The organism is Paenibacillus campi (genome assembly GCF_034659835.1).
Classification (GTDB): domain Bacteria; phylum Bacillota; class Bacilli; order Paenibacillales; family Paenibacillaceae; genus Saccharibacillus; species Saccharibacillus campi.
Map to the genome: position 1 here is coordinate 554,322 of NZ_JAXSQZ010000003.1, position 13,737 is coordinate 568,058.

At 48.1% G+C, this 13,737-nt stretch carries 11 protein-coding genes; 1 reads left to right on the forward strand and 10 read right to left on the reverse strand.

The window, feature by feature from the left end; all coding sequences use genetic code 11:
- Position 1: 1 nt before the first annotated feature.
- The 8 genes from U1I11_RS10950 to U1I11_RS10985 form a co-directional block, all read right to left on the reverse strand.
- A complete protein-coding gene (locus U1I11_RS10950) occupies positions 2–1,483 on the reverse strand; it encodes a sugar ABC transporter ATP-binding protein (RefSeq protein ID WP_322906142.1) in 1,482 nt (493 codons plus the stop codon).
- 169 nt (positions 1,484–1,652) lie between these two features.
- The gene (gene rbsD / locus U1I11_RS10955; protein WP_322906143.1) at positions 1,653–2,051 is read right to left on the reverse strand and encodes a D-ribose pyranase; all 399 of its coding nucleotides are present in this window, start codon (positions 2,049–2,051) and stop codon (positions 1,653–1,655) included.
- Positions 2,048–2,950, reverse strand: coding sequence for a ribokinase (gene rbsK, locus U1I11_RS10960; protein WP_322906144.1), 903 nt, complete (start codon positions 2,948–2,950; stop codon positions 2,048–2,050). The genes rbsD and rbsK overlap by 4 nt, the downstream gene beginning before the upstream one ends.
- Positions 2,951–3,344: 394 nt before the next feature.
- Entirely contained in the window at positions 3,345–4,325 is a 981-nt protein-coding gene (locus U1I11_RS10965) for a LacI family DNA-binding transcriptional regulator (protein ID WP_322906145.1), read from the reverse strand.
- Between the two features lie 185 nt (positions 4,326–4,510).
- A complete protein-coding gene (locus U1I11_RS10970) occupies positions 4,511–5,407 on the reverse strand; it encodes an aldo/keto reductase (protein WP_322906146.1) in 897 nt (298 codons plus the stop codon).
- Positions 5,408–5,516: 109 nt separating this feature from the next.
- Positions 5,517–5,648, reverse strand: coding sequence for a hypothetical protein (locus tag U1I11_RS10975; protein ID WP_322906147.1), 132 nt, complete (start codon positions 5,646–5,648; stop codon positions 5,517–5,519).
- A gap of 136 nt (positions 5,649–5,784) precedes the next feature.
- Positions 5,785–7,125 (reverse strand): branched-chain amino acid transport system II carrier protein, encoded by a 1,341-nt coding sequence (gene brnQ / locus U1I11_RS10980; RefSeq protein WP_322906205.1) that lies wholly within the window; start codon positions 7,123–7,125, stop codon positions 5,785–5,787.
- Positions 7,126–7,621: 496 nt separating this feature from the next.
- Positions 7,622–8,086, reverse strand: coding sequence for a hypothetical protein (locus tag U1I11_RS10985; RefSeq protein ID WP_322906148.1), 465 nt, complete (start codon positions 8,084–8,086; stop codon positions 7,622–7,624).
- Positions 8,087–8,601: 515 nt separating this feature from the next.
- Here U1I11_RS10985 and U1I11_RS10990 point away from each other — a divergent pair.
- Positions 8,602–8,970: an iron-sulfur cluster biosynthesis family protein gene (locus U1I11_RS10990; protein ID WP_322906149.1), complete on the forward strand. Its 369-nt coding sequence runs from the start codon at positions 8,602–8,604 to the stop codon at positions 8,968–8,970.
- A 160-nt stretch (positions 8,971–9,130) separates the two neighbouring features.
- Here the strand turns inward: U1I11_RS10990 and U1I11_RS10995 are convergent, their stop codons facing one another.
- On the reverse strand, positions 9,131–11,980 hold the full coding sequence (locus U1I11_RS10995; RefSeq protein WP_322906150.1) for a transglutaminase-like domain-containing protein: 2,850 nt from the start codon (positions 11,978–11,980) through the stop codon (positions 9,131–9,133).
- A gap of 265 nt (positions 11,981–12,245) precedes the next feature.
- Positions 12,246–13,721, reverse strand: a complete 1,476-nt coding sequence (locus tag U1I11_RS11000) for an alpha-L-fucosidase (RefSeq protein ID WP_322906151.1) — start codon at positions 13,719–13,721, stop codon at positions 12,246–12,248.
- Positions 13,722–13,737: the final 16 nt, after the last annotated feature.

The window sequence follows — 13,737 nt, forward strand, 5'->3', positions numbered from 1 at the left end:
ATTATTGGCCTCCTGTAGCTAAAGTCATAATCTGTTCCTGTGTCGCCTGTTGCCGTGGTAGTTCTCCGCTAAGCTTACCTTCATGCACAACGATAATCCGGTCGCTCATGCCCAAAATTTCCGGCAGCTCGGACGATACCATAATGATCGCTACACCGCGCTCGGTCAGCTCATTCATCAACTGGTAAATTTCTCGTTTTGCACCCACATCGACGCCACGTGTCGGTTCGTCCAGAATGAGCAGGCGGGGACCGATGCCGATCCATTTGGCAATTACGACTTTTTGCTGATTACCGCCGGACAAACTGCGCGCAGGCATTTCCACTGATTGCGTTTTGACTTGCAAACGCTTGATCAACGTATCGACAAATTGCTGCTCTTTTTTGTCGGAAATAAATCCGTGTGACGTGAAGCTAAACAGATTCGGCAATGCCATATTATCGCGAATCGAAAAGTCGAGAATCAAACCTTCATTTTTACGATCTTCGGTAATAAAACCGATCCCATGCCGTACCGCATCATCCGGGCGGCGAATGCGCACTCGCTTGCCGTGAATGCAAATCTCACCGCGATCTAGCGCTTCCAGTCCGAATAGCGCACGCATAATCTCGGTGCGTCCCGCCCCCATCAAGCCGGAAAAGCCGACGATCTCGCCCGCTCGCACCGTAAAGCTTACATCGCTAAATTGCCCCTGTTTGCTTGCACCTTTTACTTCCAGTACGACTTCGCCTAGTTGGGCTGTGCGCGCCGGATAACGCTCGGTCAAGTCGCGTCCGACCATTTTGCGTACAACCTCATCAAAGTTGGTCGCCGCAATGTCGGCCGTATCGACCGTACGTCCATCACGCATGACCGTAATGCGATCACATAACGCAAAAATTTCCTCCATCCGGTGCGAAATGTAGACGATCGACACGCCTTCTTTTTTCAGTGCACGAATAACGGCAAACAGCTTCTGAATTTCACGCTCGGTTAGCGCTGCCGTCGGTTCGTCCATAATGATCACTTTGGCGTTAGTCATTAACGCTTTGGCGATTTCGATCATCTGCTGCTGACCGACCGAGCATTGCCCAGCTTCTTGCTGTAACGGTAAATTGACGGACAGACGTGCAAACTGCTCTTTTGCTAACGCTTTCATTTTGCGGCTATTCAGCCAACCAGCCGCTGAAGTGAGCTCCTTACCGATAAACAGATTTTCCAGCACCGTCATATCGGGCCATATGTTCAGCTCCTGATGAATAAAAGCGATACCTGCCTGCTCCGCCTGTTTGGGATTAGTAAAATACGTTTCAGTGCCGTCGATGACAATCGTGCCTTGATCACGCTCATGCAGACCGACAACAATATTCATCATCGTCGATTTGCCAGCGCCATTTTCGCCCATTAGCGCATGAATTTCACCGTCTCGCAGCTCAAAATCAACGCCGCTGAGCACCTGATTCGTGCCAAATGCTTTGTGGATGTTATGCATTTGAATGTGCATCCTTGCTCCTCCTTGTTCGTTTTGTCATGTTACTATACACAAACCGGATCGTTTTGATGTAAGTCCATTGATGTGCAGACAACGACGTATAGGCTATATGCGATGGATCAGCATATCATGTATGAGTATATGTTGGAAAGATCATCTATCTGTTGTTACAAGATGATAATTAACCAAAATACACACCGGATTGTAAAATACAGTTCGCATACGGCTTCGCTTCCCCTGTACGAATGATCACTTTAGCGCTGCGTGTGAGCTGCTTAAACTGCTCATGACTGCATTGCTGTTGCTCTGCTTGCGCAAAGCGGCTGTTCATATAGTGAAATGCTGGCGCATTATGCGTTGCCATCTCGGTAGCGATGATCACCTTTTCCACTTCCATATCAGCAGCGATCGCTTCAACGACCTGTTGGAAGCTCGGTACGCCCAATGTTAGCGCCAAATCGATTTTGGGTACGCCTTCCGGCACAGGCAAACCGATATCGCCAATGACGATATAGTCGGTATGCCCGAGGTCTGCCAGTACTTTGCTAATATGGCTGTTTAATATACCATGCTTTCTCATAATAGCGCTGCCTCCACTTCTGCTCGTGTTGGCATGCCACCTTGTGCACCAAATTTAGTTACCGACAGCGAAGCGGCACGATTGGCAAAACGCAAACTTTCCTGAAGCGATTGTCCTTCGGCAAGGGCGACAGCAAGTGCCGCATTAAATGTATCCCCTGCTCCGGTCGTGTCCACTGCATCCACTTTAAATGTCGGCACGACACATTCTTGTTCACCATCATAATAACGAACCCCATTGCTGCCTTCGGTAACCAAAAGTCGCTTCGGATAGCTGCATAGCGCTTCCTGTAAGCTCATACCGTCAAAAATTACCGCTGCTTCATGTTCATTAGGCGTAATATAGGCAGCATATTGTAACACCTCAGCATCCACCGTGCGTGCTGGTGCCGGATTCAGTAACAGCGGAACGCCTGCATCCGCGCAGATGCGGCTCACTACAGCGACCGTTTCCGCAGGAATTTCCTGTTGAATCAACACGATATCCGCATTGCGAATCGCGGCAGCAGCATCTTCCACATAAGCCGGGGTCACTTCATTGTTCGCTGCCGGCACGACGATAATGCTATTATCGCCTTCGGCAAGTATAATATGAGCGGTTCCACTTTCCATATCTGTAACCGGTTTCACATACTCGGTACGAACTTGATTTTCTTTGAAATTGTGTAAAATCGCTTCGCCCAGATGATCATCGCCTACCCGTCCAATCATCGTCACATAAGCACCAAGTCGTGACGCCGCCACCGCCTGATTCGCACCTTTACCACCGGGAACCGTTTTAAAGCTTTCGCCCATTACCGTTTCCCCGGCACCCGGACGTCGGGACGATGTAACGACAAGGTCCATCGAACAGCTGCCGACGACGCAAACTTTCGCTTGCTTGGATTGTGAATTTGTCATATATACAGCTCCTTATGATGTCATTTTATCGATCTGTTATGTGTCGATGCTACTGCGCCAAACTTGGCGCTGACAGCGAATTTGTTTATTCAACCATTAGTTTAGCCATTGGGCTGAAGGATCATTACCCGCTCGTGCGATCGATTGTATTTACGTATAAATGTCCTGAACACGATTCATTTGTTAACTTAAACGAAAGTTCCCTAATGCGGCACAGCTACACGTAACCGACTCTATTATGCCACAGAGTCGGTACAAGTGCTGACTGCATCCTGACATTGTACATTTCAATTCATAATTGCTTCTATTCCAACATTCGCTAATGCGGTCATATTCATGTACTCTATGTACCGTACCGATCAGCTGTATGGGTAACTACGCAACTATCGTTATTTTACGGAACTTTGTGTGTCGTCTCCCGCTCTACAAAAGCAACCGGCATTTGGATCGTATGCTTGATCACCGGAGCGCCTTCCACCAGATCGATCAGTAGCTGGGCTGCCGCACGTCCCATATCATAAGCGGGTTGCCGAATCGTCGATAGCGCTGGTGACAGCAAACTGCTAAGCGGAATATCGTCAAAGCCGACTACTTGCACGTCATCTGGTACTTTTTTGCCGAGGCGAAGCGCTTCATGCAGCACAGCGGTCGCCACAATATCGTTACTGGCGATCACCCCATCGGTGTCGGGATGACGATCAAATAGCTGATGCGCCCATTTTTCCGCCTCGACAAATGCAAACGATTCGGTGCGCACGATATCATAATGAATCCCCATCCCCTGCAACCATTCCGCCGCTCCACGAAAGCGATCCTGTGCAGTTCGAATATGTTCCGGCCCTTGCAAAATCGTAATCCGCTTACTGCCACGCTGTACAAGCGCTTCGGCAGCAAGCCGTCCGCCTTCACGCCCATCCGCATACACCGACGGACGATCACTCGCAATCCGATCCAAAAACACAACCGGCAAATTCAGCTCGGCATACACCTGACTATCAGGGTCATTCGTTGAGCTAATCAAGCCGACGACATTGTTTTGAATAAAGGTTTGGATATAATCTTGCTCTTTCTCCTTACTCTCGTCGCTATTGCCGAAAATAAGGCGAAACCCGCTTTCCTGCATCCGATCTTCTACCCCACGTGCCAACTGTGGAAAATACGGGTTCGTAATGTCCGGCAACAGCAGTCCAATCAAACGCGACTTGCGTTTATACAATGAACGTGCCACTTCATTAGGCGTATAATTCAGCTCACGCACCGCCTGTTCCACTTTGCGGCGTGTATCTTCGTGCACATATCCTGTTGCGTTAATGACACGCGATACGGTCGCAACCGATACCCCGGCATACTTTGCTACATCTTTGATCGTTGTCACTAATTGTTCACCTCAATGTGTAACCGGTTACAGTGATAAATTAACATATGAATTATGTTTTGGCAATCTTTTTTTGCGCGTAAATGCGTTTGTAAGGTTAGTAACATACACAAGCCGCAGACGATAATCAAATGATCGTCTGCGGCTTGTGTGCACAATAAGTAATAGATCAACCTACAAACAGCTTATATCTGTCCGACCCAACCCGCTTCAGCGATCTGGAACCAGCGCTGACGGATGCGGTCAAACTCCTCTTTGGACAGCTCGCCTTCCTCAAGCAAAGCGGCATTTTCCGCCCAGCGCGTTGGACGTGTCGTACCGACAATCATCGTATCTACACCCGGAATGCTCAATGTAAAACGTAACGCCTGCTTAATGCTCGTCTGTACATCCTGTTCTTCTAGAAACGGATAATTCAGATCGCGTAAACGGTTCCAATAAACGAACTCGTAATCGTCCGCTTTGACGTCATCTTTGGTCCATGCTGCATTCGCAAGTGGACGTTTTGCCACAATGCCCATACCGCGTTCACGTGCTTTAGGTAGCGTCAGCGAAATCGCTTCTTGATCGGCAATATTGACCGACGTTTCCAGGCTATCGAATGCACCTGTCTCAATCGCATACAGCGCATCTGTACTGTCACCGCTATAACCGATATAACGCGTTTTGCCCTGCTGTTTAGCACGTTGCAACACTTCGATCACATCGCCGCGCCGCAGCACTTCTTCCGAGCAGCTATGCAGATGGATGACATCTACATGATCGGTTTGCAAACGGCGCAGACTGCGATCGATACTTCGCTCTAGCATCGTTTTATCCCAATCTGAAGCGTCAAATCCGGCTGCATGTCCGCATTTCGTAAACAAATAATAATCGTCACGTCGGTCGGCAAGCGCATTGCCGATCAGTTCCTCGCTATCACCATAACATTCCGCCGTATCGATCACATTCAAGCCCGCATCCAGTGCACTATGCAGCAGCTCGTTCACATCTGCTTGCGCTACACCTCTGCCAATTTCAGAACCGCCAAAGCCGAGTATGCTTACTTTCATATCTGTATTGCCGTATTTACGCTGTTCCATAATTTGCCTCCGTGGATAGATGGATTTGAGTCTGCTTGCAGGCTCAGAGCTATCGCGCTGTATATGTATTACCCGCTTTGAAGCCATTTGCGGCAGATGGATCGATACATTATTCCGTTTGTTCCATTTTGCCTATAAATAGCCAATGCATAAACACCTCCAAAACCCGTGTCAACATCGTATCCGCTAGCAAAATATATTCCCCGATCGCAAAGCTCACTTCAATCTGTATCGTTCTCATTCATCGTATAGGTATCGTCTGACCGTCTAACGATAAAATGGTTTAGCTACACATCACTTCACACAGCAAAAAGACGAATTCCAAACGGAACCCGTCTTTTAAAATTTGTTATTCTAACCTAGCTCGACATCCAACATCATCGACGCTGCTCGGCAGTCTCTGACGGATGGCGTGCCATACTAATTACATACCCGCCAAGCGCACCGATCACCGCTGGCAACACCCAGCCCATCCCGATCGTATACATCGGAATATAACCGCTCATAAATGTATCTAGCCAGTTCAGATGGATTGGTGTTTCGCGCAATCCATCCGGAATGCTAACGAGAAATACGAGCAGCATACTGCCTTGATAAACCAACCGATTGCCTTTGAACAAATGATGACAAAATGTAAGAATCATCAGCACAATTGCAAGCGGGTAAATAATTTTCAAGACGGGCACCGAAATCTGAATCAGCTCATTCAAACCGATGTTGGCGATAATCGCACTGAATATACACATGCCAACAACGAGCTTTTTGTACGATAAGCGCGGCAGCAGCTTGTGGAAATAACTGGCACATGACGTAATCAAACCGATGCTTGTCGTCAAACAAGCGATCGTAATCATCAGCCCGAGAAATACGCCGCCTAATGTGCCAAAATAATAGCTCGACATACGCGCTAATATTTGCCCGCCATTTTCAAGATAACCAAATGCGGTTACACTGGATGCGCTAATGTATGACAGTGATACGTACAGCACTGACAATATAAGCGCCGCGATGCCTGCCGCTTTCATCGACACCGTAATGACCTGCTTGCGACTCGTTGCTCCACGCGCACGAATCGCCTGAATGACGATAATGCCGAATACAAATGATGCCAGCGCATCCATCGTCAAATAACCTTCCTGAAAACCTTTGAATAGCGCATTGCTCGCATACTTCGCTGTAGGCGGCTGCAATGCACCGATCGGATACAACAATCCCGCAATAATCAAAATACTAATAAAAGTCAGCTTGATCGGCGTCAACACTTTACCGACCAGATCAACGATACGCGCCGGATTAAGCGAGAAAAAGCAAGTGATCCCAAAAAACACGACCGAAAACATAATCGATACTAGCAAATGCGAGCCGTCAGCGAGAAATGGCTTCACCCCAATTTCAAACGATACATTGCCCGTGCGCGGAATTGCAAACAGCGGTCCAATCGCCAAATAAAGCACCGTCGTAAACACGACACCAAATACCGGATGCACCCGGCTTGACAGCGACTGCAAATCCTGTTTGCCAGATACACCAAGCGCAATCACGCCAAGCGTTGGCAAACCGACACCGGTAATAAGAAAGCCAATATTTGCCGCCCAAAAGTTCGTACCTGACGATTGCCCAAGCAATGTCGGAAAAATCAGATTACCCGCTCCAAAAAAGAGCGCAAATAGCATTAATCCGATCACGACGATAAATGAAAAAGGTACTTTTTGCTCCAACATATAAACCCCCGATCCATTGTGCCTTTACATAATTAATAATAAAATAATTCTTTGCCACGAAGACGCAGCAACGCGAAAAGCTATAAACAAACATAGCTGATATACCAATCCGTTCCCTTCCACATGAAAACAAATGAAAATATCTCACGCACAGTGATATATTTTAGCGTAATTTTCACAATGTCACAACGATAATGAGCAACAATCTTTTGAACGATACATTATAATCGTGTCAACTATGTGACAGCAGAACGATATTGGACAATTAGGCAGCATTACAAACTCTAATCTATAACCATTTTCGCCTTTTAGCCAAATTATATTTAATTTAAGCATGTGATAGCTGTACAAAAGAGTAGGCTTGCACATATCCGCCGCTTTCAAACGAGTGCACACCTATCTACATACAAACAGGCATACCTGCTTTATCGCCAAGTACGCCTTAAAAGTTCTCTATCCCAGCCTGCAATACTCATAATTACTGCCAATGCTGTCAATCGCTCCGTCCAAAATGCAAAAAGTACAGCTTCCCATTCGTAAAAAACAGAAAGTCATCCCATTCCAACTCGTAAAACGAATCCGGTTGGCTATCCACACGAAAAGCGGTCGTTGTGCTGCCTTCCCTGCTTAACCATTCTTTTAATATATGTATAAACTGGCGGCTCGCCTGCTCTTGATCATCGTACAACATACTGCTGTCGACCGCGCGAGCTTGTTCATCATAGCGTCGGTAAAAAAACCAATGTGGCAGCAGCTCCAACAACGTCTGCTCCCATGCACTCAAGCGATCAAGACTCACCTGTGTCGGTGCAAGTTGCATATATGCACAAACGCTTTCCACCAACGTACCTGTAGCCGGAATCTCATCCAGATCATAATCAAGCGAGCAATGTGCACCCATATTCAGCTGGGCAATGCCTTGCAAATACCCTTTAATATAGTCTTGTGTCCATCCCATATCCCTTTTCCTCCTGCCACCGCTTCTGCACCCCAGCTTCACCGCTGGCGAATATTGCTGCTGATTGGATCACCATGTTTATGTTTCTAACTGATCCACTCCTACAGCATATCGGTATCGGTGTGTCTGTTGTCTAACGCATATTGTAGCATGCGTCTAATTATGATGTCTGTTTTATTTATCGTAGTATGATATGTCTACAAAGCGCAAACGCTACAAGTTGTCTGTCCATTGTGCATAGTTCCTTTTCAAAGTCATATTCAGTTCGTCTATTTTAGTTTGCCTATTTCAACAGCATATTCATCCTTTGTATATAAAATGATGAACGATATTCAAATTAATATTGTATACAAATTAATTTAGCGCTATAATCATTATATAGACAATATACATGGACGTAAGCGGGATAAAATAATTCATGTTGGACAAGCAAATGATCGACTCTCGTTTCTTGCGCCCGTATAAATTGGTTAATACAAAGTATACCTATTATCGATAAAGGACAGGTGAGTGCAATGAGAATCCAAGTATCCGAATTGGCAGACCGCAAACTAAGAGCACAGTTGCAAGATCAAACAGGCATGTACAAACTGCTGTATGATACCGGTGAAGGCTGTGGTTGTGACGGTATTCCGGTGCTGCTTATCGTCGACCGTCAAGATGCTAACGATGAAGTGATCGATACAAACTCCGTTCCGATTCTGATTGATCGGCAGCATGAGATTTATTTTGAAGCTTCGATGTCACTTGATGCTGAACTGAACTTTACCTCATTTAAATTGCGCAGCGATTCCATGACGTACAGCAACAATGTGAAAATCCGCGATTTACGCGGTCTCGATGTGCCGAACACTCAAGCGTCTAACTCTTGTGCATTGCGTTGATTACTTATACATTGCGTTAATCAATCGTTAGTACGGATAAAATCAATGTCCAGTAAATGCTCCACACTTCAGTTCCATTTATAAAATGAGCAAAGCGGGAACCGTGTTACACGGTTCCCGCTTTGTTGTCGTTCGTTTTGGTTGATTTGGAATCCGCTGATTACGCCTCGTCCGGCATCAGCTGATCTAGCACTTGCAGCAGATCAGTAGCGGTTCCCGGCTTATAACCTTGCACCGCAAAACGTACACGTGCCTGCCTATCGAGCACGAGCACAACCGGACGCTGCTCGCCTAGCACAGCAAGCTGCTGTGCCAGCGTACCGGATAACGCATGTAACGCCTGTAGACGCTCATCCAAGCGAATGACAGACTGCTCGGGTAATAGATTATGCTCCAATAGCCCCTGTTCAGCGGCGCTTTGCAGCAGCAATACGATCGGCTCATAACGCCCGCTAAACAGTTGCTGCAATTCGGCAAGCTCGCGCAGCACATGCTTGGTCGGTTCGCGTTCCGGTTCCAGCCATGCGATAACTGTAGGATAAGCTAGTGGCTTAAGTTCTGTACCCGCCGCAGCGATATCATACTGCGCTTCGTCTCCCCACACTTTCGCCAGCACAGCCGTCGGCAACGTTTGCGCCAAAATCGGCACCGCTTCCTCCGCCCGCCGCAGTTGAAGCTTGATCTCAATCGTCTGTCCAGGCTGCACTTGGAAAAATGTAAATCGTCCGAGCACGCTTCCATCGCGCAATCTCGTGCCTGTCGTCAAACGATAACTGCCTGCTAACACTTCATGCGTCTGATCGGTCATCATCTGATCCCCATACGGAAATTGCAATGTTTCATACAGCCCATTGTTCAGCAGTGCCAGCGTAAAATCCTGATAATAAGCAACAGGTGCCGTCTGCATGCCGGTAGCAGGTTGTTCCAACTGCACACAAATATATCCTCTGTTACTCGCACCAGCTTCATTCATTCCCCCCGCAACAGCGGGCGTTGCATGTGCTATGCCGAGCAAATTCTCCTGTTCAGTAGCCGTCTCGGTAAGTAATGGCAGCTCATTCGCGGCATCTTCGGCAACGCCACGGTTTGAATGACGGGATCGTTCATCGGTAAAATGGGCATCTTGCCAGCGACCTTCCTGCCAATATTGCGGCAATAGATAAAGCGGTTCAAGCCGTGCGGCAATGCCGAGCGTACGTGCAGCAGCGACAAACAAAATCGCACGGCTTAACGAATCAGCGACACCTAGACGATGGCTACCGACTGGTGTTGCCATCCCACTATACCGATCGATATCGTTTAGCAGTGTGACTTCTTGTTGCAATTGTGCGGCAAGTCGCTGTGGCTCAGCGCGAAATTGCTGCTGCGCTGCCATTTCCCAGCGCGAGGACAAATATTCCCGATACGGCGCAATCATCTCCACATGTACACGCGGACAGAGTATATAACGTTGAAATGATAGCGCCGTTTGCGCTGTATGTTCATGCTGTACATACGGCACAGCTCCACGCAGATGATCATTCAATGTGCGACAATTCGTATCTTGCCAATCTTTCGGGCGTAACGACTCTAACAATTGTAAAGCAAGAAGCCGCTGCTCCGGCTTCGTTTGCTCCAGAAAAGCAGATAGCTCGGCTCCATTGCCACGCGCTGTCTGCAATACAGTCAGCAGTCGCTCGGCAGGCAATTGCCAGCGTGTAGCGAGTTGTACAATCGCCTCAGCCGTTAGAAACGTTTGCTCATATGCAGTACGCATTGCCGTTCCTTCCTGTACACGTTGTTCCTGTACATGACGTGCTGCTTCGCTCACAGCAGGACCAGGTTCCGGTGTAGGGGCAGGGGGCGGTTGCACGATCCAATCCATCGTGTACGGTTGTGTTGGCGAATCCGATAATGGTGTTGTTGTGTCTAGCTTTTCCAGTTGTTCCGGTGCGACTATAGCGGCTGTAGCCAATCGCTTAAGTGTGAGCGTCATCGAAGTTTGTCGTGACGATACAAAGCTCGCGCCGCCATAGGCTCCGTCTGGCGTACGAGCATGCAGCAGCAAATCGCCATAGCCGGTAGTGAGCGCTGTTTTGCCGCTCTGATCCGTTTGCAGCGTTGCTAGCGGATGAAACTCGGCTGCATTGTATTGTTGGAATTGTACTTCTGCCACGATCGGTTGCCCGTTTTCATCATTCGTTTGCACGTGTAGACGTTTAGTGTCAGCATAACTCGTCAACAGATTAATTTCCGTATACCACGGATGAGAGGAGCAGACTTCTTCCGCGCCGTCATAGTCGGCAGGCACACGGGTATGAATTAGCATCGCGCGTTTGGCAGGTAAACGGAACCAGCCTTCATTCAGTACCGCTTCCGGCTCGCACGCGCCGAGATAATGCCATTTGCCATCTGCCCATGCTTCCACCCAGGCATGATTGGAATCACAATGTGCCCAGCGCGGCGTGTAACATTGGCGTGCCGGAATGCCGATGCTGCGCAATGCCGTCACCGTCAATGTCGATTGCTCGCCACAGCGACCTAGTGCTGTGCGCAGCAGTGTAAGCGCAGATACCGTCCGGATATCGGTGCCTGTATAAGTCGCATGCTCATGACACCAGTAATTGGTTTCAATAATCGCATCTGTCATCGATAACGAACGGACACGGTCTACCAGCAAATGATAAATCACCTGGCGGCTATCATCGATATTTTCATTGTTGACACGATAGGGCAATACATATTGAACGAACAGCTCATCCGGTATCGTTTGTCCCCAGTGCATGTGCTGGCGCGTTTGCAACACATGGCGCACATGTTTGGCATAAACGTCACCATCATAATCCGCCAAATCATGCAGCGGCATATATGCATACAAATAGGCGAGCAGTTCGCGTTCCTCCGGTTCTGTCATCTGATCCAATACAGCGAACAGCTCTTGCTCACGCTGTGATGCCTGCTTGCGCTTCCATTCCAGTCGCTGCTGGATGTGGATGCGTTGTGTATCGAGATATGCGGTGATGTTACTCATGTATAGATGTGCCCCCTGCTTCATTATGGTCAATGCTAGCCTAGCATAAGCTCTATTGTACCCACTGAGGCAAGCAGCGTAAATATGGCATATTCATACCGCCTAATATGTAAAATATGCCATCAACTCATTCCGATCCACCGCGATAAACAACATAAAAGCATAATTAGCAGCACACCATCCGTAACAACACGATCAGCACCAACAGCCGCAGCCTGATCGACTGCGACTTGTACTATAAAAACCTGCGCTAGTCTGCCCTACACTACAGCGCCGTAATTTTCAAAACGATCGCTGGCTGCTCTGCAAGCTGCGGCGGCAAAGGTACTTCAAGTCCAGCTTCCGTACGTTGCCATACCGGTTGCTCATCCACGCCCAAAATATGCACACTGGCGATCTGCCCTTCATACCAACCTGTTATCGACAAACTGGTGATTACAGCATTTCCATCTTGCGGCCAACCGAGCAACAGCACATACAGATAACCATTACGCGTCGTAAACCGAATATCCGCACCAGTATAGGCAGTACGCCGTGTATCATTAAATGTGCCGTCGACGACTTCAGTCGGTCCTTCACCATGTATTTTCCACGGTTTGGTGCCATAGATCGCCTCGCCGTTTACATGCAGCCATTTACCGATATCAAGCAAAATATGTTGCTCCTCCTGCGCAATCGTGCCATCGGCACGCGGCCCGACATTGAGCAGCATAACGCCATTTTTGCTCACAATATCAATCAGATCGCCGATTAGAAATGCCGCTGTTTTGTAATCCGGGTTGCTAATATGACACCATGCGGTTTTGCCGATCGATGTGCACGTTTGCCATACATGCGGCTGGATACTAGCAAGCCCGCCTCGCTCTATATCATACACCGCCGTCCCTTTTTCAAACGCGTCAAATTTATAATTAATAACGACCTGACGATTAGACTCGGCAGCCTTATTGTAATAATAAGCAGCAAGTCGCTGTAAATAAGGCTTAAATTCCGGTTGCTCAATCCACCAGTCAAAATAAAGCAACTGCGGCCCATACCGGTCAATTAGATGACATGTACGCAGCAACCAATCTTCCAAAAACTCATCGTTTGGCGGTAGCATCGCCACCGGATTGTTGCGCTCATCAAAGCATGGCTGCGCCGCACCATACAAATCGGTATATCGATAATCTTGCACATCGCTCGGAAATTCACGTCCGCCATTGTAATACCACCAGTTTTCTGCCCGATGCGTCGACACGCCAAACGTCATATACCGTTTGCGCACCGCATCAGCAAGCTCACCGATCACATCACGCTTCGGGCCCATCTGAGCCGCATTCCAATCGGAAAAAGGCGTATCATACATCGCAAACCCATCATGATGTTCTGCCACCGGCACGACAAATCCAGCTCCGGCACGTTTAAACAAATCCGCCCACTCGTCCGCATCAAAACGATCCGCCGTAAAACGCGGAATAAAGTCTTTATAACCAAACTGATCTTGCGATCCATAGGTGCGCCGATGATGCTCATATTCCGCTGACCCTTGTATATACATATTACGCGCATACCATTCCGTTTGAAAAGCAGGCACAGCGTATACGCCCCAATGCACAAAAATACCAAATCGCGCCTGCTCATACCAGATCGGCGCACTATAAGATCGCAATGAATCCCAGTTCGCTTGAAACGGTCCCTGCCCAATCGTCTGTCTGACTTCGCTTCGCCACTCTTTACGTAATGTATCCCGTGCTGACATGCTATTCTCCCCTTTA

Excerpts from the sequence above, each read along its gene's own strand:
- rbsK (WP_322906144.1), bottom strand. The coding sequence starts at position 2,950 with ATGACAAATTCACAATCCAAGCAAGCGAAAGTTTGCGTCGTCGGCAGC.
- U1I11_RS10990 (WP_322906149.1), top strand. The coding sequence starts at position 8,602 with ATGAGAATCCAAGTATCCGAATTGGCAGACCGCAAACTAAGAGCACAG.
- U1I11_RS10975 (WP_322906147.1), bottom strand. The coding sequence starts at position 5,648 with ATGAGAACGATACAGATTGAAGTGAGCTTTGCGATCGGGGAATATATT.
- U1I11_RS10985 (WP_322906148.1), bottom strand. The coding sequence starts at position 8,086 with ATGGGATGGACACAAGACTATATTAAAGGGTATTTGCAAGGCATTGCC.
- U1I11_RS10995 (WP_322906150.1), bottom strand. The coding sequence starts at position 11,980 with ATGAGTAACATCACCGCATATCTCGATACACAACGCATCCACATCCAG.
- rbsD (WP_322906143.1), bottom strand. The coding sequence starts at position 2,051 with ATGAGAAAGCATGGTATATTAAACAGCCATATTAGCAAAGTACTGGCA.
- U1I11_RS10950 (WP_322906142.1), bottom strand. The coding sequence starts at position 1,483 with ATGCACATTCAAATGCATAACATCCACAAAGCATTTGGCACGAATCAG.
- U1I11_RS10970 (WP_322906146.1), bottom strand. The coding sequence starts at position 5,407 with ATGGAACAGCGTAAATACGGCAATACAGATATGAAAGTAAGCATACTC.
- U1I11_RS11000 (WP_322906151.1), bottom strand. The coding sequence starts at position 13,721 with ATGTCAGCACGGGATACATTACGTAAAGAGTGGCGAAGCGAAGTCAGA.